The 23,774-nt window shown below is 58.8% G+C and carries 18 protein-coding genes, 2 tRNA genes, 3 rRNA genes and 1 pseudogene; 11 read left to right on the plus strand and 13 right to left on the minus strand.

The genetic code is table 11. From position 1 onward, the window contains the following. Window positions 1-320: 320 nt before the first annotated feature. Window positions 321-1,082: an abortive infection family protein gene (locus tag CXQ82_RS25695; protein WP_177409929.1), complete on the minus strand. Its 762-nt coding sequence runs from the start codon at window positions 1,080-1,082 to the stop codon at window positions 321-323. Between the two features lie 854 nt (window positions 1,083-1,936). Here CXQ82_RS25695 and CXQ82_RS25700 point away from each other — a divergent pair. After that, entirely contained in the window at window positions 1,937-2,530 is a 594-nt protein-coding gene (locus tag CXQ82_RS25700; protein WP_101272869.1) for a hypothetical protein, read from the plus strand. Window positions 2,531-3,061: 531 nt separating this feature from the next. Here the strand turns inward: CXQ82_RS25700 and rrf are convergent. From rrf to flgA, 12 genes and pseudogenes are all read right to left on the minus strand, one after another. After that, window positions 3,062-3,177 (minus strand): 5S ribosomal RNA (rrf, locus tag CXQ82_RS25705). A gap of 171 nt (window positions 3,178-3,348) precedes the next feature. Then, a 23S ribosomal RNA gene (locus CXQ82_RS25710) occupies window positions 3,349-6,240 on the minus strand. A gap of 251 nt (window positions 6,241-6,491) precedes the next feature. Continuing rightward, window positions 6,492-6,567, minus strand: a tRNA-Ala gene (locus CXQ82_RS25715). 30 nt (window positions 6,568-6,597) lie between these two features. After that, window positions 6,598-6,674 (minus strand) — tRNA-Ile (locus CXQ82_RS25720). An 83-nt stretch (window positions 6,675-6,757) separates the two neighbouring features. After that, window positions 6,758-8,294, minus strand: a 16S ribosomal RNA gene (locus CXQ82_RS25725). Together the 16S, 23S and 5S rRNA genes with 2 tRNA genes alongside form the textbook arrangement of a ribosomal RNA operon. 401 nt (window positions 8,295-8,695) lie before the next feature. Next, window positions 8,696-11,107, minus strand: a complete 2,412-nt coding sequence (locus CXQ82_RS25730; RefSeq protein WP_256581828.1) for a TonB-dependent siderophore receptor — start codon at window positions 11,105-11,107, stop codon at window positions 8,696-8,698. 90 nt (window positions 11,108-11,197) lie between these two features. After that, on the minus strand, window positions 11,198-12,163 hold the full coding sequence (locus CXQ82_RS25735) for a FecR domain-containing protein (protein WP_101272870.1): 966 nt from the start codon (window positions 12,161-12,163) through the stop codon (window positions 11,198-11,200). Next, complete coding sequence (locus CXQ82_RS25740; RefSeq protein ID WP_101272871.1) at window positions 12,160-12,696, minus strand: sigma-70 family RNA polymerase sigma factor; 537 nt, start codon at window positions 12,694-12,696, stop codon at window positions 12,160-12,162. The genes CXQ82_RS25735 and CXQ82_RS25740 overlap by 4 nt, the downstream gene beginning before the upstream one ends. A 283-nt stretch (window positions 12,697-12,979) precedes the next feature. After that, a pseudogene (locus CXQ82_RS25745) lies at window positions 12,980-13,153 on the minus strand (DUF3077 domain-containing protein); the annotation flags it as partial. 388 nt (window positions 13,154-13,541) lie between these two features. Beyond that, window positions 13,542-13,973 carry a flagella synthesis protein FlgN gene (locus CXQ82_RS25755; protein ID WP_101272873.1) on the minus strand — a complete coding sequence of 144 codons (432 nt, stop codon included), beginning with the start codon at window positions 13,971-13,973 and terminating at the stop codon, window positions 13,542-13,544. 27 nt (window positions 13,974-14,000) lie between these two features. Continuing rightward, entirely contained in the window at window positions 14,001-14,276 is a 276-nt protein-coding gene (flgM, locus tag CXQ82_RS25760; RefSeq protein ID WP_101272874.1) for a flagellar biosynthesis anti-sigma factor FlgM, read from the minus strand. A 75-nt stretch (window positions 14,277-14,351) separates the two neighbouring features. Beyond that, window positions 14,352-15,011 (minus strand): flagellar basal body P-ring formation chaperone FlgA, encoded by a 660-nt coding sequence (gene flgA / locus CXQ82_RS25765; protein ID WP_101272875.1) that lies wholly within the window; start codon window positions 15,009-15,011, stop codon window positions 14,352-14,354. Between the two features lie 162 nt (window positions 15,012-15,173). On the opposite strand from flgA, the gene flgB reads away from it, so the two are divergent. From flgB to flgK, 10 genes are all read left to right on the plus strand, one after another. Then, window positions 15,174-15,587 carry a flagellar basal body rod protein FlgB gene (gene flgB, locus CXQ82_RS25770; RefSeq protein WP_101272876.1) on the plus strand — a complete coding sequence of 138 codons (414 nt, stop codon included), beginning with the start codon at window positions 15,174-15,176 and terminating at the stop codon, window positions 15,585-15,587. 15 nt (window positions 15,588-15,602) lie between these two features. Continuing rightward, window positions 15,603-16,010, plus strand: a complete 408-nt coding sequence (flgC, locus tag CXQ82_RS25775; RefSeq protein ID WP_101272877.1) for a flagellar basal body rod protein FlgC — start codon at window positions 15,603-15,605, stop codon at window positions 16,008-16,010. 3 nt (window positions 16,011-16,013) lie between these two features. Beyond that, entirely contained in the window at window positions 16,014-16,691 is a 678-nt protein-coding gene (locus CXQ82_RS25780; protein ID WP_101272878.1) for a flagellar hook assembly protein FlgD, read from the plus strand. Window positions 16,692-16,706: 15 nt separating this feature from the next. Further along, on the plus strand, window positions 16,707-17,855 hold the full coding sequence (flgE, locus tag CXQ82_RS25785; RefSeq protein WP_101272879.1) for a flagellar hook protein FlgE: 1,149 nt from the start codon (window positions 16,707-16,709) through the stop codon (window positions 17,853-17,855). Window positions 17,856-17,859: 4 nt separating this feature from the next. Beyond that, window positions 17,860-18,597 (plus strand): flagellar basal body rod protein FlgF, encoded by a 738-nt coding sequence (locus tag CXQ82_RS25790; RefSeq protein ID WP_101272880.1) that lies wholly within the window; start codon window positions 17,860-17,862, stop codon window positions 18,595-18,597. Window positions 18,598-18,628: 31 nt separating this feature from the next. Continuing rightward, complete coding sequence (gene flgG / locus CXQ82_RS25795; protein WP_101272881.1) at window positions 18,629-19,411, plus strand: flagellar basal-body rod protein FlgG; 783 nt, start codon at window positions 18,629-18,631, stop codon at window positions 19,409-19,411. A gap of 5 nt (window positions 19,412-19,416) precedes the next feature. After that, window positions 19,417-20,073 carry a flagellar basal body L-ring protein FlgH gene (locus CXQ82_RS25800; RefSeq protein WP_101273871.1) on the plus strand — a complete coding sequence of 219 codons (657 nt, stop codon included), beginning with the start codon at window positions 19,417-19,419 and terminating at the stop codon, window positions 20,071-20,073. A gap of 11 nt (window positions 20,074-20,084) precedes the next feature. Beyond that, window positions 20,085-21,194, plus strand: coding sequence for a flagellar basal body P-ring protein FlgI (locus CXQ82_RS25805; protein ID WP_101272882.1), 1,110 nt, complete (start codon window positions 20,085-20,087; stop codon window positions 21,192-21,194). Continuing rightward, window positions 21,194-22,102 (plus strand): flagellar assembly peptidoglycan hydrolase FlgJ, encoded by a 909-nt coding sequence (gene flgJ, locus CXQ82_RS25810; protein ID WP_101272883.1) that lies wholly within the window; start codon window positions 21,194-21,196, stop codon window positions 22,100-22,102. The genes CXQ82_RS25805 and flgJ overlap by 1 nt, the downstream gene beginning before the upstream one ends. Window positions 22,103-22,167: 65 nt before the next feature. After that, window positions 22,168-23,772: a flagellar hook-associated protein FlgK gene (flgK, locus tag CXQ82_RS25815; protein WP_101272884.1), complete on the plus strand. Its 1,605-nt coding sequence runs from the start codon at window positions 22,168-22,170 to the stop codon at window positions 23,770-23,772. Window positions 23,773-23,774: the final 2 nt, after the last annotated feature.

Here is a 23,774-nt window from a genome sequence, read left to right on the forward strand (position 1 = left end):
CATTCCATCCAGGGTGTCCGGGCCTTTCTCGACTGTTAAAGAAGGTGTTTTTGGCGAGACCAGAACGCTGAGTTCTCAGGCTATAGACAAAGTATCTCTTTCACCTATGTATCGCCGATCACCAAACCACTCTGTTTATGCCCTTAGGGGATAGTCAGTGCGGAAAGTCCGCTAATGGCCGAAAGCCGCCGGTCGCCGACGGCAGCAGTCGGTCGGGAACTCCCGGCCACGAAGGGCCGCTACAGGCCGGGAGCGGACGCTTTGAGTTGTCGGTACTAGATTGAGTTGACCATGCATCGGTACTGAATTTGATTCACTCCTTATTGAGCGATACCACTCTCAATCCCCGTTCTTCGCCTCCCATGTGGCAGCAGGAAAAGCGCAGTTGAGCCCGCCAGATTCACTGCCAGTTCTGCATGCCGTGGAGCAGCCTTCACCCCGCCTTTTCCTTTTCCGTGAGCATCGCTTAGACGATTCCGAAGCGCTCCTAACCCTTCTATAACTGCTGTACACCCTCCAAGGATTTGCTTGAACACGACCTCTTCATGCTGTGCCTTCGTCAGATTTAAAAGCGTGGCTGTTTGTTTGTAGAGCTTGTTCAGATCAGGAGTCGACTCATGGTCGCTCGTTCCGGCTTCGTCAAGAATGTGTTTGCATACCGATTCTAGGAGCGTACGAGCCATGGTGATAGCTCCCTCGGGGTCAGTTGAGCGCCTTTCAAGCGCTTTTGTCCAAGCTATCCGAACGTGCTCAGCGTCAATGCGGTCCAGCGCCTCCGAGACAGCGATATCCGAAGGGTGCTCCGCACCCGATTCAGCGAAATCGACGAGCTCCCTAAAATCATCCCAGATGAACTTCCTGCGCTCTGCGTAGCTTGGGAATTTCGGCTGGATGAACCCCCAAAACTGATCCAAGTTCCTGTAACGACGCACCCACGCGGGCACCAGTGAGGCCACACGAGGGTCATCGAGCACGCTCTGCCGGTAAAGAGGGTAATCCCGCTCATCATCGTCGTTTCCATTCCCCGTCGCACGATTGATGTAGATCGATTGCAAGCCTTCAACGTCATCAATGAGAGCCATGGTTTCCCTACCTTCGCAGCCTGTATACCAAACAGTTATACCAGCTCACGATTGCCTGTGAACCTAGCTCGTAACGGCATTTTTGCGCGGGCGCCTTCGGTGGGCAGAGGTTTCGCACAATCTCAGATCCGCTACTCACCATATGGCTGAATGAATGCATTTGGCCGGTAGCGGCCCTTCTGAACGAAGCCCTTAGGTCGACGGCACCCGCTGCAATCCTAACTAACAGCTCATGACAAGGCATTGTTTGATGTAACACCTCTTCGCCATGTAACACACATATCGGCAAACCAGCCCCAGCTGTGTAACGCAATATAAATCCATTAAAATCATATAGTTATATACTTATGTAACACGCGTAACACCAGTAACACGGTTTTTATTAGGGTAGCCCCCTAGCCCCTTTAGTATTGCACCTTCAGCGAGCGAGATGGGTCAAGGTCTTGGCTTTGGTTCGATGGTGGGGGACCCTGGAGAGTTCTTCTAGGTACGGGGAATGAAACCCGCGCGTTCGTGTTAGCGGCTGGATTTTTTAAGTTGGTTGACAGGTTAACGTGGTTGACACCCATTACCGTGGTTGACGCTTCGCAGGTGTTCACTATCAGCAACAGATACAGCAACCTTTGCCGAAGCTGTAACGATGGCCCTTTTTCTTCAAGATCCTTTCAATCTCAACGATTGAAATTTCAGTAACTTCCAATGCCTCCCACTAACTCGATCCCGCGGGTTTCATGCCCCGTGTGCAAAAGATTTCTCCAGGGGCCCCGACGCTTCGAACGCGATCTAGAGGTTCGACGTTACGTTCTTGAGATGCCTAGACTGTCGGCCACAGATCCTTCCAGAGATAGTCACGTATGGAAACGCCAAAGATCCACCAAATGCTCCTCAACATTGGAGCTATAGCCCAGCATGAGGCCGCACACTACGTGACTGCTTCAGCATTGGGATTCGAAGGACGCGAAATCAGCCTGCATTACCAAATAGAGCCATATGCGCATCGAGGCAATGCCCGAGGTGACTACAACGTACGCTGTGAGTCACTTATCGAGTTGCATAAGCTGATGACCAACAGGGTGATAATTGCCTTATCGGGGGCTATGGGGGAGGCAATTGATCGTTCGACCTTGAAAGTAAATGCCGTGACTGCTTACAAAATTCTCAACGAAGGGGCGACGGGAGCTAGTCAAGATTTTGCAGTCGCGAGGGAGCTGGTCAATTTGCTACACAACTCCTCCCAGGCAGGAGTCCACGTAGAAACGGGACAGGATCACTCCTCAGTAGATTTGCTGAACAATCTCCTTGGAACCACTCTCGCGTTGGTAGAGTTGAACGCCAAACCGATTTGCGCTATCGCTGATGCTCTCACGCAGAAGGTTGTGGACGGCGGAGGGACTGGGGCATTGCAACGCGTCGAAATCGAACAGTTGCTCACACATCCTGTACAGTGAGCACCGCTAGGCCGCAGGGCCTTGTATCCCTGCATGTATCCCTAGCTTAAAAATAACGCTCAAGGCCCTATATTATATGGACCCCGATGGTCTCCCTCGGGCACCATCTTAAAGAAAGACCTTGAATTTCAAGGTCTTTTTTTTCGTCTGCAGAAAAGTAAGCATCAACCTCTGGAGGCCGCAATGGCACCTAGAAGGCAAAATCGTGACAAACCAAGCCGGCAAGGCAGTGACACCCTTTAAAGCCCAGCGAGAGCGCTCAGAGGCTGCCAGAGCTCCGCGATTAACACTCAACCCTCGAACTGAATAACGCTCCTCATCGATTGGACGATTTGGGCCTGCGGCAGCGTGCCGGCAGCCATTGTAGGCATGCCCATTTTTGCAAGGGAAAGGAGGCAACTTCTGACGTGCACCGCGCACCTGGCGATGCGCGTTAGCGTTGACGTTTTGGTGAGATGACGTGCGCGCCCTTTTCGACCGCCCAAAACAAAACCCCTGTTTGCGTTAGCAAACAGGGGTTCTGGAATTTAATCTTGACGATGACCTACTCTCACATGGGGAAACCCCACACTACCATCGGCGATGCATCGTTTCACTACTGAGTTCGGGATGGGATCAGGTGGTTCCAATGCTCTATGGTCGTCAAGAAATTCGGGTACTGAGTCGTAGCCAAACGGCTTCGCTTCAGCAAATTGGGTATGTGACAGCTTTCGGTGTTTTTGCGAGATCGAACTTTCGGTTCATTTCGTCTTCACACACCGCAATCTGATGCTCCTCTTTGTTTCCAAATCAGGAGAAGCAAATTGCTTGGGTGTTATATGGTCAAGCCTCACGGGCAATTAGTATTGGTTAGCTCAACGCCTCACAGCGCTTACACACCCAACCTATCAACGTCGTAGTCTTCGACGGCCCTTCAGGGAACTCAAGGTTCCAGTGAGATCTCATCTTGAGGCTAGTTTCCCGCTTAGATGCTTTCAGCGGTTATCTATTCCGAACATAGCTACCCGGCAATGCCACTGGCGTGACAACCGGAACACCAGAGGTTCGTCCACTCCGGTCCTCTCGTACTAGGAGCAGCCCCTCTCAAATCTCAAACGTCCACGGCAGATAGGGACCGAACTGTCTCACGACGTTCTAAACCCAGCTCGCGTACCACTTTAAATGGCGAACAGCCATACCCTTGGGACCGGCTTCAGCCCCAGGATGTGATGAGCCGACATCGAGGTGCCAAACACCGCCGTCGATATGAACTCTTGGGCGGTATCAGCCTGTTATCCCCGGAGTACCTTTTATCCGTTGAGCGATGGCCCTTCCATACAGAACCACCGGATCACTAAGACCTACTTTCGTACCTGCTCGACGTGTCTGTCTCGCAGTCAAGCGCGCTTTTGCCTTTATACTCTACGACCGATTTCCGACCGGTCTGAGCGCACCTTCGTACTCCTCCGTTACTCTTTAGGAGGAGACCGCCCCAGTCAAACTACCCACCATACACTGTCCTCGATCCGGATAACGGACCTGAGTTAGAACCTCAAAGTTGCCAGGGTGGTATTTCAAGGTTGGCTCCACGCAGACTGGCGTCCACGCTTCAAAGCCTCCCACCTATCCTACACAAGCAAATTCAAAGTCCAGTGCAAAGCTATAGTAAAGGTTCACGGGGTCTTTCCGTCTAGCCGCGGATACACTGCATCTTCACAGCGATTTCAATTTCACTGAGTCTCGGGTGGAGACAGCGCCGCCATCGTTACGCCATTCGTGCAGGTCGGAACTTACCCGACAAGGAATTTCGCTACCTTAGGACCGTTATAGTTACGGCCGCCGTTTACCGGGGCTTCGATCAAGAGCTTCGCGTTAGCTAACCCCATCAATTAACCTTCCGGCACCGGGCAGGCGTCACACCCTATACGTCCACTTTCGTGTTTGCAGAGTGCTGTGTTTTTAATAAACAGTCGCAGCGGCCTGGTATCTTCGACCGGCATGAGCTTACGGAGCAAGTCCTTCACCCTCACCGGCGCACCTTCTCCCGAAGTTACGGTGCCATTTTGCCTAGTTCCTTCACCCGAGTTCTCTCAAGCGCCTTGGTATTCTCTACCCAACCACCTGTGTCGGTTTGGGGTACGGTTCCTGGTTACCTGAAGCTTAGAAGCTTTTCTTGGAAGCATGGCATCAACCACTTCGTTAACTAAAAGTTAACTCGTCATCAGCTCTCGGCCTTAGAATCCCGGATTTACCTAAGATTCCAGCCTACCACCTTAAACTTGGACAACCAACGCCAAGCTGGCCTAGCCTTCTCCGTCCCTCCATCGCAATAACCAGAAGTACAGGAATATTAACCTGTTTTCCATCGACTACGCTTTTCAGCCTCGCCTTAGGGACCGACTAACCCTGCGTCGATTAACGTTGCGCAGGAAACCTTGGTCTTTCGGCGTGGGTGTTTTTCACACCCATTGTCGTTACTCATGTCAGCATTCGCACTTCTGATACCTCCAGCAAGCTTCTCAACTCACCTTCACAGGCTTACAGAACGCTCCTCTACCGCATCACTTACGTGATACCCGTAGCTTCGGTGTATGGTTTGAGCCCCGTTACATCTTCCGCGCAGGCCGACTCGACTAGTGAGCTATTACGCTTTCTTTAAAGGGTGGCTGCTTCTAAGCCAACCTCCTAGCTGTCTAAGCCTTCCCACATCGTTTCCCACTTAACCATAACTTTGGGACCTTAGCTGACGGTCTGGGTTGTTTCCCTTTTCACGACGGACGTTAGCACCCGCCGTGTGTCTCCCATGCTCGGCACTTGTAGGTATTCGGAGTTTGCATCGGTTTGGTAAGTCGGGATGACCCCCTAGCCGAAACAGTGCTCTACCCCCTACAGTGATACATGAGGCGCTACCTAAATAGCTTTCGAGGAGAACCAGCTATCTCCGAGCTTGATTAGCCTTTCACTCCGATCCACAGGTCATCCGCTAACTTTTCAACGGTAGTCGGTTCGGTCCTCCAGTTAGTGTTACCCAACCTTCAACCTGCCCATGGATAGATCGCCCGGTTTCGGGTCTATTCCCAGCGACTAGACGCCCTATTAAGACTCGCTTTCGCTACGCCTCCCCTATTCGGTTAAGCTCGCCACTGAAAATAAGTCGCTGACCCATTATACAAAAGGTACGCAGTCACCCAACAAAGTGGGCTCCCACTGCTTGTACGCATACGGTTTCAGGATCTATTTCACTCCCCTCTCCGGGGTTCTTTTCGCCTTTCCCTCACGGTACTAGTTCACTATCGGTCAGTCAGTAGTATTTAGCCTTGGAGGATGGTCCCCCCATATTCAGACAAAGTTTCTCGTGCTCCGTCCTACTCGATTTCATGACTAAGAGATTTTCGCGTACAGGGCTATCACCCACTATGGCCGCACTTTCCAGAGCGTTCCGCTAATCTCAAAGCCACTTAAGGGCTAGTCCCCGTTCGCTCGCCACTACTAAGGGAATCTCGGTTGATTTCTTTTCCTCAGGGTACTTAGATGTTTCAGTTCCCCTGGTTCGCCTCTTAAGCCTATGTATTCAGCTTAAGATAACCATCTTATGATGGCTGGGTTCCCCCATTCAGACATCTCCGGATCAAAGTCTGTTTGCCGACTCCCCGAAGCTTTTCGCAGGCTACCACGTCTTTCATCGCCTCTGACTGCCAAGGCATCCACCGTATGCGCTTCTTCACTTGACCATATAACCCCAAGCAATCTGGTTATACTGTGAAGACAACATTCGCCGAAAATTCGATAATACTCAAAACTGAGTAACTCACAAATTTTACCTTAGCCTGATCCGTTACCAGTGAAATTAACGTTCAGTCTATCTTTCTATCACATACCCAAATTTTTAAAGAACGATCTAATCAAAGACTAGAAATCAACATTCACCATCAATTTGATGGAATGCTCATTTCTAAGCTTTCTTAACGTCTAGAAGCAGTAGTGGTGGAGCCAAACGGGATCGAACCGTTGACCTCCTGCGTGCAAGGCAGGCGCTCTCCCAGCTGAGCTATGGCCCCGTATTTCTACAGGCGTTTCCCACACAAAATTGGTGGGTCTGGGCAGATTCGAACTGCCGACCTCACCCTTATCAGGGGTGCGCTCTAACCAACTGAGCTACAGACCCAATTTCGGGCTGCTTCTATATCGTCTTCTTCAATGAATCAAGCAATTCGTGTGGGAACTTATGGAGCAGCTGATGTCGTCGATTAAGGAGGTGATCCAGCCGCAGGTTCCCCTACGGCTACCTTGTTACGACTTCACCCCAGTCATGAATCACACCGTGGTAACCGTCCTCCCGAAGGTTAGACTAGCTACTTCTGGTGCAACCCACTCCCATGGTGTGACGGGCGGTGTGTACAAGGCCCGGGAACGTATTCACCGCGACATTCTGATTCGCGATTACTAGCGATTCCGACTTCACGCAGTCGAGTTGCAGACTGCGATCCGGACTACGATCGGTTTTATGGGATTAGCTCCACCTCGCAGCTTGGCAACCCTCTGTACCGACCATTGTAGCACGTGTGTAGCCCAGGCCGTAAGGGCCATGATGACTTGACGTCATCCCCACCTTCCTCCGGTTTGTCACCGGCAGTCTCCTTAGAGTGCCCACCATTACGTGCTGGTAACTAAGGACAAGGGTTGCGCTCGTTACGGGACTTAACCCAACATCTCACGACACGAGCTGACGACAGCCATGCAGCACCTGTCTCAATGTTCCCGAAGGCACCAATCTATCTCTAGAAAGTTCATTGGATGTCAAGGCCTGGTAAGGTTCTTCGCGTTGCTTCGAATTAAACCACATGCTCCACCGCTTGTGCGGGCCCCCGTCAATTCATTTGAGTTTTAACCTTGCGGCCGTACTCCCCAGGCGGTCAACTTAATGCGTTAGCTGCGCCACTAAAAGCTCAAGGCTTCCAACGGCTAGTTGACATCGTTTACGGCGTGGACTACCAGGGTATCTAATCCTGTTTGCTCCCCACGCTTTCGCACCTCAGTGTCAGTATTAGTCCAGGTGGTCGCCTTCGCCACTGGTGTTCCTTCCTATATCTACGCATTTCACCGCTACACAGGAAATTCCACCACCCTCTACCATACTCTAGTCAGTCAGTTTTGAATGCAGTTCCCAGGTTGAGCCCGGGGATTTCACATCCAACTTAACAAACCACCTACGCGCGCTTTACGCCCAGTAATTCCGATTAACGCTTGCACCCTCTGTATTACCGCGGCTGCTGGCACAGAGTTAGCCGGTGCTTATTCTGTCGGTAACGTCAAAACAATCACGTATTAGGTAACTGCCCTTCCTCCCAACTTAAAGTGCTTTACAATCCGAAGACCTTCTTCACACACGCGGCATGGCTGGATCAGGCTTTCGCCCATTGTCCAATATTCCCCACTGCTGCCTCCCGTAGGAGTCTGGACCGTGTCTCAGTTCCAGTGTGACTGATCATCCTCTCAGACCAGTTACGGATCGTCGCCTTGGTGAGCCATTACCTCACCAACTAGCTAATCCGACCTAGGCTCATCTGATAGCGCAAGGCCCGAAGGTCCCCTGCTTTCTCCCGTAGGACGTATGCGGTATTAGCGTCCGTTTCCGAACGTTATCCCCCACTACCAGGCAGATTCCTAGGCATTACTCACCCGTCCGCCGCTCTCAAGAGAAGCAAGCTTCTCTCTACCGCTCGACTTGCATGTGTTAGGCCTGCCGCCAGCGTTCAATCTGAGCCATGATCAAACTCTTCAGTTCAAACATCTTTGGGTTTTTAAGAAACCCTAAACTTGGCTCAGCAATCGTTGGTTACATCTTTGATTTCTCGCGGAGTAACTTGTGATGCTGATAATCTTGTTGACTATCAGTCTGACTCCACAAGCACCCACACGAATTGCTTGATTCAGTTGTTAAAGAGCGGTTGGTTAAGATCTTTCGTCTCAACCGAGGCGCGCATTCTACAGCAGCCTCATTTGCTGTCAAGTGATTATTTCAACAATTTCAATCACTTGCGTTAACGGCAACTTCGCGTTGCTCGTTAGCGGGAGGCGAATAGTACAGTATTAAAATGCATGGTCAACCCCTGCCTTGAAATTATTTTCCTAAGGTAATAAACAGCCCACAACGCTGCCCGCCTGCGCGGGCAGCGCACCCGGGCCTCAGAATTTCGCCCGCAGCGCCATATTGAAATTGCGCGGCTCGCCATAGAAGTTCCAGTAGTTCGGGTTACCCAGGGTCTGGTAGTACTTCTTGTCGAACACGTTATCCAGGTTGTACTGCAGCTCAAGGTTCTTGTTGATCTCGTAGACTGCGTGCAGGTTGGTCAGGTGGTAAGCGTCCTGCTGGATTTTGTAGGTCTTGCCATACTCGCTCTGCACCATGGTGCTCTGCGCATAGAAGCTGCCACCCACGCGCAGGTGGTTGAGGCCACCCGGCAGGCGATAGTCCGTGGCAAGCTTGAATAGATGGCGCGGCGCTGCACTATTGAAGTTCTCGCCCTTCTGTTCGCCACCAACGTATTTGGATTGATTGTAGGTATAGCCCGCCGACAGGTTCCAATCCGAAGTGATCTCGCCGTTCAGCTCCAACTCGAAACCACGATTGCGCACTTTGTCGGAGGCGCGGTAGCACGCCCAGTCACGATCGCAGGTCACCAGTTCCGGGCGGCCGGTCTGGTCGGCCTGGTACACGGCGATAGAACCCTGCAGGCGTTTGTCGAAGAATTCGCCCTTGAGCCCGATCTCGTAATTACTGCCGGTCATGGGCTCCAGCACCGAGCCACTGTCATCCTGGTTGTTCTGCGGTTTGAAAATCTCGGTGTAGCTGGCGTACGCCGTCAGGTTCTCGTTCAGGTCCTGGACCAGGCCCGCGTACGGAGTGAGTTCGCCACTTTTGGAGTAATGGGTGCTTACCGGCCTGCTGACCACGTCCAGGTTGTCGTAGCTGACCCAGCTCAAGCGGCTGCCGAGGATGAACTTGGTAGAGTCCGTGAGGCTGAAGCGGCCTGCTATATAGACGCCCTTCTGTTCCTGCGTGCGGTTATAGCTCCACTGGTTGACGTTCAAGGCCGCGGGCTTGGGCGGATCGAAGGCACCGACATTGTTCATATCGACCACATAACGGTACGTGGCATCGCGGCCGCCGTGATAGTCGAAGTCATCCTTGCGCCAGTTGCCGCCGATGATCAGCTCGTGCTCGCGACCCAACAGTTGGAACGGGCCGGAGGCGTAGCCATCGATGCTGGTCTGGGTGTCGTCATAGCGGAAGTGACGCGGGTTCAGGGTGAACTGGTCAGTGGTGCCCGCCGGCCAGGTGTAGTTGCCGAGGAAATCCGACTTGGACCACATCTGATTGACGGCCACCACAGCTTTCCAGTCATTGGCGAAGGTGTGCTGGATATCGGTGAAGACCGTGGTGTTGCGCTTGTCGAGGTGGTTCCAGTCACCGGTCAGCGAAGTGGAGCGCGACAACGGGTAGAACGCGCCGTTGGTGTGGATCGGCAGGCCCGACCAGTCGTAGCCGGAGTTACGTTCCTTCTGGTAGCTGTAGCCGAGCGTCACCAGGGTCGACTCGCTCACGTCCGCTTCGAGGATGCCGTAGAACAGCTGGTTTTCCTTCTGGGCGGTGTCCAGATAGCTGTTGGCGTTGTTATAGGAAATGACCGAACGCCCACGCAAGGTGCCCTCTTCATTAAGCGGCGAGGACAGGTCGACCATGGTCTTGTAGTCATCCCAGGAGCCAACCGAGGTTTCGATCAGCGCCTGCGGCTCGGCCGTGGGCCGCTTGCGGATCAGGTTGATGGACGCCGATGGCGTGCCCGCGCCCTCCATCAAACCGGTGGCACCGCGCACGATCTCGACCCGGTCGTAAATATCGGTGGTGGGCTTGGAAATGGCATCCATCGAATAGGCATTGCTGATATTGGTCGGTACGCCGTCGATCTGCAGGCTGTCGACCAACTGGCCGCGTGCCTGGTACAGGGAGCGCTCGCCGCCGTTCTTGACCACCATGATGCCCGTGGCGCTTTGCATCACGTCATCGAGGTTCTTCATGCTCTGGTCGTCCATGCGCTGGCGGGTGACGACGGTTACCGACTGCGGCGTTTCGCGCAGGGACATCGCCAGCTTGGTGGCGGTCGCGGAACGCCCAGGCGCATACGAACCGCTGCCCTCGGTCACTGCGCCCAGGCCTTGGCCAGTGATGGTGGTCGCGCCCAAGGTCAAACCCGAGGTGGCTTTTGCGACCAGTCGAAACTCACGCTCACCGGTTTGCACCGCCTGTACGCCGGTGCCCGCCAGCATTTGCGCCAGCGCCTGCTCCACACTGGGGGCGTGCACTGCCTGGCTCTGCTTGTTGGCCGTGAGCGTCGCATCGCCACCGATCAGGATGCCTGCCTGGTTGGCCAGCAGGTTCAGTTGGCGGGCCAGTGGGCCGGCGGGGATTTCCAGAGTCTGCCGCTGAGAGGTATCGGGGCTGGCGGCCTGGACGGCGGCGACGTCGCCGGCAAAAGCCATGACGACGGCCAGGGCAAGTGGATGGCGGCGCGAGAAAGCGGTAGCGCGAACAAGCATGACTGAATCCTTTCGCAGGTCGAATTGAGGAGCGTTATCCAACCAAGCGAACGAGCCGCGCAAAACCGGAAAGCGATGTTCGAATTATTTTCACAGCGCCTCGATCGAGACCCACCACGGCAACGTGCGCACCACCTTTATAGGTAACGCGCGCTCCAGCATCACCAAGGCCCGATCGGTGTCGAGCAGCGGATAAGTTCCCACCGCCCGCAAGCCGGCAAGCGCCGGGTCAATACCGAGATGACCGTGGCGATAATCCCCCAGAATCCGTACCACCTCGCCGAGCGGCATGTCCTCAGCCACCAACACTCCCCGGCTCCAATCCTGGCGCTGGGCTTGCGCAGGCAACAGCGCGCCGTTGCTCTGCGCATCGAAAATCATCGACTTCCTCGCCTCGACCCGCGCCTGTCGGCCACTCTCGGCACACGTCGCCTGCACAGCGCCGCCAAATACGCTCAAGGTGGTTTGCAGCCCCTCGGCGCGCGCGCTGAACACTGTGCCTAGCGGTTGCATGCGACCGGCCCGCGTCACCACCTGCAAGGGGCGTAAGTCTTTACCGGTTTCGATGAGCAACTCGCCGCGATACAAGCGCAACTGCCGTACGTGTTGATCAAACTGCACGTCCAGCGCCGTGGCACCGTTCAGCCATACCTGGCTGCCGTCCGCCAGCCGGACCGGGCGCACCTCGCCCGGCCCGGTACGGTAGGTGGCAAACCAGGCACGCGGCGAATCCACCCAACCATTTCGCCAGCTCGCCGCCGCCAGCAGGCCACCGACACCGGCCACACACAAACTGCCGAGCAGGGTACGGCGTGAAACCGGATTGCGGCGCAAGGTGGTGAGTACCTGATGCGCCTGGTCTGCGTTGCCGCCGAGGTTGCCGAAGCGCTGGTTGATGCCTTCAACGTACTGCCAGGCCTGGCGGTGCTGGGCGTCTTCCGCGAGCCAGGTCGCCCATTGGTTGCGCGTGCCAATGTCATCCGGCATGGCATGCAAACGCGCAAACCACTGAGCGGCGGCCTGCAACACACGGTGATCGGGAGCGGGCTGGCTCATGTCAGCGACTGCGCCAGCTCGACTTCCAGCAACAGGCACTGATACATCGCCTGGGCCAGGTAGCTATTCACACTTCGCTCACTGACCCCCAGCCGCAGCGCCGTTTCGCGCTGGGTCAGGCCTTGCAACTGGATCAGCAGAAACGCCTCGGCGACCCGCTTGGGCATGCGCTCCAGCATCGCCTGCAACTGCCCCAGGGTTTCCAGGATGATCGCTTGATACTCCAGCGACGGCACCTGATGCTCAGGCTGCGCCGCCAGCACCTCCAGGTAAGCCCGCTCGATGCGCCGACGGCGCCAGAAATCCACACACATATGCCGCGACATGCGCCCCAGGTAGGCGCGCGCATGCTCGTCATCATTGAACGCCCGCGGCGTAGCCAGCAACCGCAAAAACACGTCATGCGCCAGCTCCGCCGCATCGCTGGCATTGCCCAGCTGGCGCTGCAACCACTGCTGCATCCAGCCGTGGTGCGAGCGGTACAGAGACTCCAGGTTGGAACTGGGCGCAGGGGCACCCGGCGGAACGTTCATGGAGAGCCGGCCTTGTTTGCTAATAAGAATGATTAGCAAGTGTAGCTTTGAACCGGTGCGCCTCGCAATTGCCAGGTCGCTGCCTAGAAGGCGTCATTGAAAGCCCCCTACCCCGTGGCGAGCGGGCTTGCCCGCGTTGGGCTGCGCAGCAGCCCCAGTAAAGCCACCCCATGCTCTCCTGAAAAAACTCAGCGCCTGGTTTTGGGGCCGCTACGCGACCCAACGCGGCGGTGTGACGATTCGACAAGCCCGCTCGCCACTACAACCCCATACCCCATCCTGCTTATACACCCGCCTCCTCCGTCACCCCATTCGGCAACATCCCATTCGCCAAATCATCCACCACCGCCTTCGCCATCTCCCCCAAATAATGCGCCGCCCAGGCGTAGCGATCTGCGCCCTTCTCCATGGCAGCATCCAATGCCAGCATTTTTGAGCAATGCAACAGCTCGGTCGAAGCTAGGCGAGGGCCGATACGAATTGAACTACTTCAAGCCTAGGCTAACCTCCTTCCTGCCGCACCTGAAGCTCCCGGAATAACCGCAATGGGGGAAGCTGAAGAGCGGACTTTGCGCCACTACTTATCCGTCACACGGAAGCGAGGACTTAGCAATGCAGTCATTTGTAATCAATAAGAATATGCAAGCCAACGGCGACCATGAGGTACACAACACCACCACAGGTTGCAGCTATATGCCCTTAGCAGAGAATCAAATCGCGTTAGGGAGTCATCTTACATGTATAGGTGCTGTCTCAGCAGCTCGGTCCAATTGGCCCAATGAACGGATCAATGGCTGCTTCTACTGCTGCAACCCTTGCCACACGAGCTAAATAAAAAGGCCGGCTCAGCGGTCATCCCGCTGAGCCCGCCCATCCGGACCATATAACTTATTACCGCTAACACTATTCAAAAACCCAACAATCCGCTGATTACACGCCATCCGCATCCCCAACGCCTCCCCATTCGCGGTATTCAGCTCCCGAGCCCTGCGCGCCACCCCCTGCACCTCGCGCCAAACCTCCAAACAATCAGCATCCGCCGCCGCCTTCAACGCGCCCTTCCGCCCGGCCCCATACCCAAGCTTCAGCTGCGCCCCAGACCGGATCGCCTCCAATTGCTCCAACCTGAACAACGCCGCCTGCTTGCTCGCGGTCAGTTCCTGCAAGCGTTCACCGTCGACCTTGGCCTGCGCCAACGCCAATCGCTCCTGCTCCAGCAATTGCACCAACTGTTCGATGGCCTGCTGCTGCAATGCCAAGTGTTTACCCAGACTCATAGGTACCTGCGGCTCATCGACAAGCGCTCATTCAGTTTCACGCACACTCGCGGCCAGGCCGTCGAAGATTGAATCCGCGCTGACCTGGTAAGTCCCGCTATCAATGGCCTGGCGCACGGCGGCGACTTTTTCCATATCCACATCCGCCGACGTCGCCACTTCTGCGCTGGCGGTACCGGTGGAGATTTGCACGCTGTCGTCGACGGTGGCTTCCAGCGGCTGCAGGTCCACGCGTGGGTTGCTGGCCGCTTTGCCGTCGGTGGGGGCCAGGGTGTTGGTGAGGTTTGCGCTGATGATTTTCACGTTAGAGGCTTCGATTGGCTGTGGTTGAAGTCACTATCGGCAAGCGCGACGGCAAACTTTGACCTGGGATAAAAATTAATAGCGCAGCAGCAATTCGTTCTGGCCCACCACTTGGGCGCTGAGCATTTTGCCGTCGTTGCCCATGACTCGCACGGTGCTGCCCAGGCCGCCATTGTCCAGGGCCTTGCCGTCGCGGCTGATGGTAAAGCCGGCGCCTTGGGCCTGTAGCACCACGCGAGCGTTGCGTTCTACCAGCCAGCGCTCGCGCACGTGGTTGAGGGTGATCACCATGCCGCGGCTGAGACTGCGGCTGGCTTGTCGACCGATAATTTGCGAAGCCTCCAACACGCTTCCTTTAGGCAGCCGCTCCAGAGGGCCGCGTTTGGTTTCCAGCATGGGCGCCTTGATCACGTCACCGGCGGCGATGCGCTGGCGGCTGACTATATAGTCGCCCACCACTCGCACGCTGACTTGCAGGTAACCGGCGACCTCGCTGCCACAGCGCACGCCAACAGCCACGCGACCAACCACGCTTTGCTCCGGGTGCACCAGATACGGCCGTGGGTTCGCGCACGCGTCAATGCGCGCCGCCGGCTGGCCGATGTCCACCGCCAACAGTTGCGCGCGCGCCGGCAAGCGCGGCGCAATCACCTCGCGCACCCGGTCCTGCAAGCCATCGGCTTGAGCCACAGTGCTGCACAGCAAAAACAAAACGCCCGCCAATCGCCCAGTCATCACCAGAGCCCTCCTAGGTAGCCAGCGCAGAATTCTAGTCGCCCCATGCACGCGGCAAGGCCGGAATTGGTCGCCAAATACCCGCCTGTTTCGGCCTTTGCCGTTGCCTCCTTGGGACTAACCTGCGAGCCGTTCATTTATTTGATGCACAGGTCCGCACCCATGATCGACAAGCTCGACAACGAGCTGCGCTTTCAGCAGGACGCAATGAGTTTGCGCGCTGAGCGCCAGCAGGTTTTGGCCAATAACATCGCCAACGCCGACACACCCAACTTCCGCGCGCGGGATTTCGACTTCAGCGCCGAGCTGGCCAGCTCCCTGCAAAAACAGCACACCCAGGGCAGCGGCATGCGCCTTTCCACCACCTCGGACCGCCACCTGCATGCCGCTTCCAGCAGCATCGCCAACAGAGACCTGCTCTACCGCATCCCCGACCAGCCGAGCCTGGACGGCAACACCGTGGACATGGACCGCGAGCGCGCGCAGTTCACCGATAACGCCGTGCGCTACCAGGCCAGCCTGACCTTTCTGAGCAGCCGCCTGCAGTCGCTCAAGACCGCCATGCAGTCCGAATAACCCAGAGAAACCACCATGTCGATGTTCAGCATTTTCGATATCGCCGGCTCCGCGCTCAGCGCCCAGTCCCAGCGCATGAACGTAACCGCCAGCAACCTGGCCAACGCCGACACCACCAGCGGCCCCGACAACGAGGCCTACCGCGCCCGGCAGGTGGTGTTCGAGTCGCAATACCAGGCCGGCAGCAGCATCGGTGGCGTGCGCGTGAGCCAGGTGGTCGAGGACGGTTCACCGATGCGCCAGGAGTACCGCCCCGGCGACCCGCTGGCCGACGAGTCGGGCTACGTGACCATGCCCAACGTCGAGCCGGTGGGCGAGATGGTCAACATGATTTCCGCCTCGCGCTCCTACCAGGCCAACGTCGAAGTCATGTCCACCAGCAAGGAAATGATGCTCAAAACTTTAACCCTGGGTGAGGCGTAAACCATGACCAGTACGATTGCCAGCTCGGTGCTGTCGACCATGAACAGCACCAGTTCCACCACCGACAGCAGCACCTCGGCGGCGGATGATTTGCAGGACCAGTTCCTCACGTTGCTGACCACGCAGCTGCAGAACCAGGACCCTACCGACCCGATGGACAATAGCGAGATGGTCACCCAGCTGGCGCAGATCAGCACCATCAGCAGCATCGAAACTGTCACCTCCACCCTCGAAGGCATTTCCAGCCAGATCAGCGCCGCCGAAACCCTGCAAGCCTCGGCGCTGGTGGGCAATGGCGTGTTGATCGACGGCAATACCATCCAGGTCGAAGACGGCGTGACCACCCCCTTCGGCGTCACCCTGGGCAGTGATGCCGACAGCGTCACGGTCACCATCAAGGACAGCAGCGGCACCGTGGTGCGCACCCTGGATGAGGGCGACATGAGCGCCGGCACCCAAACGATTTCATGGGACGGCCTGCAAGACGACGGCAGCACCGCCGCCGACGGCGCCTACACCTTCTCCATCAGCGCCACCACCGACGACGTCGCCGTGGCCAGCACCGCCCTGAAATACGCGCTGGTCACCGGCGTCACCACCGACAGCAGCAATGCCGTCGCGCTGGACCTCGGCGGCGTCAACGAAAACGTCGCCCTGAGCGACATCAGCCTCGTCCTATAAAGAAGGAGAAACACCATGGCTTTTTCCCAAGCGCTCAGTGGTCTGTCGGCGGCGTCTACCGACCTCAACGTGGTCAGCAACAACATTTCCAACTCCCAGACCGTGGGCTTCAAAAGCTCCACCACGCAGTTCGCCGATGTGTACTCCGGCGCCGACGTGGGCCTGGGCACCCAGGTGTCGGGGGTGGTGCAGAACTTCGAATCCGGCAGCCTGACCACCACCGATAACTCACTGGACCTGGCGATCAACGGCGACGGTTTTTTCACCTTCACCGACGGCACGCAAACCGTGTACTCGCGCAACGGCCAATTGACCCTGACCGCCGACGGCTACCTGGAAAACGCCGCCGGCGACCAACTGCTGGGCGTGAACGGGGTGATCCAGATCCCCACCACCGGCATGCAAGCCAGCGCCAGCACCGAGCTGGACGCCGAGCTGAACCTGGACGCCAGCGACGACATCATCACCAGCACCTTCGACCAGACCGACTCGTCCACCTATTCCTACTCCACCAGCGCCACGCTCTACGATTCCCTGGGCATCAGCCACACCAGCACCCTGTACTTCACCAAGACCGCCGCCAACACCTGGGACGTGCACACCGCCATCGACGGCAACCTGCTCACCGACACCCAAACCGTCAGTTTCAGCGCCAGCGGCCTGATCGACAGCGGCGCCACCGGCACCTACACCTACGACCCGGCCAACGGCGCCGAATCCATCAGCCTGACCCTGGACCTGACCGGCACCACCCAGTTCGGCAATGACTCGGCGGTGTCCGACATCACCCAGAACGGCTACACCTCCGGCAGCCTGGTGAGCTTCACCATCGATGAAACCGGCACCGTGGTCGCCACCTACTCCAACGACCAGACCAAGAACATCGACCAGATCCAGCTCGCCACCTTCAGCAATGAAAACGGCTTGAAGGCCAATGGCGACAACACCTGGCTGGCCACCACCTCATCGGGCCAGGCCCTGCTCGGCGTGGCCGGCAGCGGTTCGCTGGGCTCGATCCTGAGCGGCACCACCGAGGACTCTAACGTCGACCTGACCGCTGAGCTGGTGAACCTGATCATTGCCCAGCGCAACTTCCAGGCCAACGCCAAGTCGGTGACGGCCCAGAGCGAAGTGCTGCAGCAAGCCGTGAACATCGGTTCCTGAACCTATGGATCGCATGCTTTTCACGGCCATGAGCGGGGCCAACCAGGCGCTCGAACAGCAGGCCGTCGTGGCCAACAACCTGGCCAATATCGTGACCCCGGGGTTTCGCGCGCAACTGGTGGAAATGCAGTCTTCACCGGTGGCGGGCGAAGGCCTGCCCACCCGTGTGTCGGTGGCCGCCAACGGCATCGGCGTGGACTGGAGCGAAGGGCCGATCGTGCACACCGACCGCGCGCTGGACGTGGCCCTGGGCAATAACGTGATGCTCGCGGTGCAGGCCGGCGACGGCACCGAGGCCTACACCCGGCGTGGCGACTTGCAGGTGGACGGCACCGGCGCCATGAGCGTCGGCGGCCGCCCGGTGATCGGCGATGGCGGGCCGGTCACGGTGCCGCTGGGCAGCGAAGTCACCCTCGGCAGCGACGGCACCATCAGCGTGCGCGAGCTGGGCATGAGCCCGCGCGGCCTGAGCCCGGTGGGCAAGCTCAAGCTGGTGTCGGCCCTGCCCGGCACCTTGCAGGCCGGCACCGACGGGTTGTTTCGCACCGCCAACAGCCAACCCTTGCCAGCCGACGACAGCCTGCGCGTGGCCCCCGGCGCGTTGGAGGGCAGCAACGTCAGCCCCACCAGCGCCATGGTCGCGATGATCGACAACTCGCGGCGCTACGACATGCAGATGAAAGCCATCAGCACCGCCGACGAAAACGCCAAGAGCGCCAACAGCCTGCTTTCCCTGAGCTGACCGCACCGTTGCACCGACAAGGAACCCAACCATGATCCGATCACTGTGGACGGCAAAAACCGGCCTGGAAGCCCAGCAGGGGCAAATGGACGTGATCGCCAACAACCTGGCGAACGTCAGCACCAACGGCTTCAAGCGCTCGCGCGCAGTGTTCGAAGACCTGGTGTACCAGAACGTGCGCCAGCCCGGCGCCCAGAGCAGCACCGACACGCGCTTGCCGTCCGGCTTGCAGGTCGGCACCGGGGTGCGTGAAGTCGCCACCGAGCGCCTGCACACCCAGGGCAACCTCGAGCAGACCAGCAGTTCCAAGGACCTGGCCATCAACGGCCTGGGGTTTTTCCAGGTGGACATGCCCGACGGCAGCACCGGCTACACCCGTGACGGCAGCTTCCAGCTCGACGCCAATGGCGAGATGGTCACCTCCAACGGCTACAAACTCTCGGCCGGCGTGACCATCCCGGCCAACGCCACCGCGATCACCATCAGCAGCGACGGCATTGTCTCAGTCACCACCCCCGCCGCGTCCACCTCGACCCAGGTCGGCCAGTTGAACCTGGCGCTGTTCATCAACCCGGCAGGCCTGGAAAGCATCGGCCAAAACCTCTACCTGGAAACCGACGCCTCGGGCGCGCCCACCGAAACCACACCAGGCCTCAACGGCGGCGGCACCTTGTCCCAGGGCTACGTGGAAACCTCCAACGTCAACGTGGTGGAAGAGATGGTCGGCATGATCCAGACCCAGCGCGCCTATGAGATCAACAGCAAAGCGGTCGAGAGTTCAGACGAAATGCTCCAGCGTCTGACCCAGCTGTGATGCCCATGGCTAGACAGTACCTATTGGCCTGCCTGCTGGCCCTCGCCGGCTGCGATCAACTGCCGCACAAACCGGTGGTGCCGGAAGAAGACCTGCCGGCGCCGGTGTACCCGCTGCGCCAGGCCAACGGCTCGATCTACCAGGGCAGCCTGGGCTCGCAGCCGCTGTTCGAGGACCGCCGCCCACGCCGGGTCGGTGACACCTTGACCATCCAGTTGGAAGAACAAGTCAGCGCGAGCAAGAACTCGTCATCCAATGCCAGCCGTGCCGGGTCGATGGGCTTGAAGTTCGCCACTACCTCAGCGCGCGCGAGCCAGGTTGGCTCGTTCGGCATGGACGCGTCTACCACCCACGACTTTATCGGCGCCGGCGGTTCCCAGGCGAACAACTCGTTCACCGGCACCATCTCGGTGACGGTGATGCAAGTGATGCCCAACGGGCACCTGCGGGTACGCGGTGACAAACAGATCGCGATCAACCAGGGCACTGAGTTCATCCGCTTTTCCGGGCTGGTCAACCCGCGCAGCATCACCGGCGAGAACACCGTGTCGTCGACCCAGGTGTCCCAGGCGCGCATCGAGTACGTGGGCGACGGCTACATCAATGAAGCGCAGCGGATGGGCTGGCTCCATCGCATCCTTCTGAACGTTTCACCTTTCTGAGTACTGACGCCATGTTCATGAGAGCCGCCAGAACCCTGCTGCTGAGCTGCCCGCTGTGGCTGGGCGCAACGGTGCACGCCGAGCAAATCCGCGACATCGCCGACTTTGCCGGTATCCGCCCCAACAACCTGGTGGGCTATGGCCTGGTGGTCGGCCTGGACGGCAGCGGCGACCAGACCACCCAAAGCCCGTTCACCGAACAGGGCCTGACCAACATGCTCTCGCAACTGGGCGTGACCCTACCGGCCGGGGCGAACATGCAGATGCGCAATATTGCCGCGGTAATCGTCACCGCCAACCTGCCCGCCCTGTCGCGGCCGGGGCAGCAGATCGATGTGGTGGTGTCGTCCATCGGCAACGCCAAGAGCCTGCGTGGCGGTACGCTGCTGATGACGCCAATGAAGGGCGCCGACGGCGAGGTCTACGCCGTGGCCCAGGGCAACCTGCTGGTGGGCGGTGCCGGCGCGTCGGCCAACGGCAGTAGCGTGACGGTCAACCAGTTGGCCGGCGGGCGCATCAGCCGCGGCGCAATTATCGAGCGTAGCGTGCCGCTGAACCTCAACAACGAGCACGGCCTGCTCGGGCTGGCCTTGCATGAGCCGGACTCGGCCACGGCGCAGCGTGTGGTCTCGGCGATCAACCTGGAGCTGCGCCGTACCGTGGCGTCGGCGGTGGACGGCGGGCTGATTGAGATCCAGGGGCCGGTGGCGCCCAACGAGCGCACCAACTTCATGGCGCGCATTGAAAGCATCGACGTGCTGCCGATCCAGGCGCGGCCGAAGGTGATCCTCGATTCGCGCACCGGCTCCATCGTGCTCAACAGCTCGGTCAAGCTGTACCGCGCCGCCGTGGCCCACGGCAATCTGTCGGTGATCATCGACACCACCAACACCGCCAGCCAGCCCGGCGCGTTCAGTGGCGGGCAGACGGCGGTGACCTCCCAGAGCAATATCTCGATCGAATCCCAGGGCGGCTCGCTGCATCTGCTCGAAGGCACGGCGAACCTGATGGATGTGATCAAAGGGCTGAACGCACTGGGCGCCACGCCCCAGGACCTGATGGTGATTCTGCAGGCACTCAAGGCCGCCGGGTCGTTGCGCGCCGAGCTGGAAATCATCTGATGAAAAGCACCGACCATTTTGCCCTGGATGTGCAGGGCCTGGACCACCTGCGCAACAGCGCGCACCTGGACCCGCACGCGGGCCTCAAGGAGGCCAGCAAGCAGTTCGAGGCGCTGTTCTTGCAGATGATGCTTAAGAGCATGCGCGCGGCGGTGCCCAAGTCCGAACTGTCGAGCAACTCGCAAACCGAGATGTACACCGAGATGCTCGACCAGCAGTGGGCGCAGAGCCTGGCGGGCAAAGGCATCGGCCTGGCCGAGCAACTGACCCGGCAATTGGGCGGCCATACGCCGCAACAGCCGCCCGAATTGAACGCCGCCACCAGCACGTTCCTCGACCTGCCGCCCACCCGCCCCTCGCCATTCGAGGCCTGGAAGCGCCGTGAAGTCAGCGGCGTGGACAACAACCAGCCCGATCACGTGCAAGCCTTCATCGCCCGCCTCAGCGAACCCGCCCAGAAAGCCGCGCGCAGCAGTGGCGTACCGGCCGAGCTGATTCTGGCCCAGGCCGCCCTGGAAACCGACTGGGGCCGGCGCACCATTACTACCGCCCAGGGCGCCGACAGCCACAACCTGTTCGGCATCAAGGCCGGCGGCCAATGGCAAGGCGCGACCACCCAGGTGATGACCACCGAATACACCGACGCCGAGGCGCAAAAACAGCTGGAGGCATTCCGCGTATACCCCTCCGATGACGCCGCCTTCAACGACTACGCTCGGCTGATGCGCAGCCGCCCAGGCTACGCCGCCGTGCGCAACGCCAATGACGCGCCGCAAGCCGCCATCGCGCTGCAACAGGGTGGTTACGCCACCGACCCGCGTTATGCGCAAAAGCTGATTTCGGTCATGGCCACCATCGGCCCGCTGCGCGGCGTAACGCCGATGGCGCAGTTGCAAAAGGATTTATAGCGCCGGGGTCAAGATGCCCTCGCGCCGGGCCGATAGTGCCAACCATGTAGCCCAGGAGCTTCTCGATGAGCATTATTTCCATTGGCGTCAGCGGCCTGACCGCCGCGCAGATCGCCCTCAGCACCAGCAGCAGCAACACCACCAACGCCTACACGGCGGGCTATACCTTGCAGGTCGCGAATTTCTCCGAGGCCACGGCGGGCAGCGGCGTGCAGGTCTCCAGCGTCGACCGCCAGTACAACCAGTTCGTCACCAGCCAGCTCAATAGCTCCACCAGCGCCGAAAGCGCGCTGTCGACCTACCAGACCGAAATCGACCAGATCGACAGCCTGCTCGCCGACGGTGATGCCAGCCTCGACACGCTGATGCAGAGTTTTTTCTCCTCGATCCAGACCCTCACCTCCGACGCCAGCGACACCGCCGCGCGCGAAGAAGTGATCGGCGCCGCGCAAACCCTGACCTCGCAGTTCACGCAGCTGGGCAGTTACCTCGACGACATGGCCGACGACGTGAACAGCCAGATCGACGACCAGGTCAGCCAGGTTAACGACCTCAGCGAGCAGATCGCCGACCTCAACAAAAAGATCAGCCTGTCCGATGCCCTGGGCTCCACCGCCAACAGCCTGCTGGACCAGCACGACCTGCTGGTCAGCCAGCTCAGCGAGTTGGTCGACGTGGACGTGACCACCCAAACCAACGGCAGCTACACCGTGTCCCTGAGCAACGGCCTGGCGCTGGTCTCGGGCAACGACAGCTTCGAGCTGCAAACCGCGGTCTCCGCCAGCGACCCGACGCAAACCGTGGTGACCTACGTGGACGCCGCCGGCCACACCACCACCCTCGACGATTCCACCTTTGAAGGCGGCTCTCTCGGCGGCCTGATGGACTTTCGCGACAACAGCCTGAGCGATGCGCAGAACCAGCTGGGCATCCTTGCGGTCAGCCTGACCCAGGCCTTCAACACCTTGCAGGCCGCCGGTGTGGACCTGAATGGCGACACCGGCAGCGCGTTGTTTTCGGTGGCTGACCCGAGCGTCTACGGCAACACCCAGAACAGCGGCGACGCGGTATTGAGCGCGACCTTCACCGACGATGTCAGCGCCTTGAGCGCCACCGACTACACCGTGAAGTATTCCGACACCGACGGCTACACCGTCACCCGCAACGACACCGGCGCCAGCGTGGACGCCACCTACGACAGCGACACGCTGACCTTCGCCGGCATGAGCGTGACTATCAGCGGCACCGCCGACAATGGCGACAGCTTCCTGGTCCTGCCCACGCGCAACGCCGCCAGCAGTTTCACCACCCTGACCAGCGACGGCAGCCTGATCGCCGCCGGCACGTCCACCGGCGCCAGCGACAACAGCAACGCCTTGTTGATGCTCAACCTGCAGACCGACAGCATCGTCGGCGGCAGCAAAACCCTGGCCCAAACCTATTCGGCGCTGGTCAGCGACGTGGGCAGCACCGCCAGCAAAGTCGCCGGCCAACTGGAAACCCAAACCAGCCTGACCGACCAACTGACCGCGCTGCAGCAGTCGGAATCGGGGGTCAACCTGGATGAAGAGGCGGCCAACCTGATCGTCTACCAGCAGTACTACCAGGCCTGCGCGAAGGTGGTCGAAGTGGGCACCAGCCTGCTCGACACCATTCTCGATATCAACTGAGC

Origin of the sequence: Pseudomonas sp. S09G 359 (assembly GCF_002843605.1) — a bacterium.
Taxonomy (GTDB): domain Bacteria; phylum Pseudomonadota; class Gammaproteobacteria; order Pseudomonadales; family Pseudomonadaceae; genus Aquipseudomonas.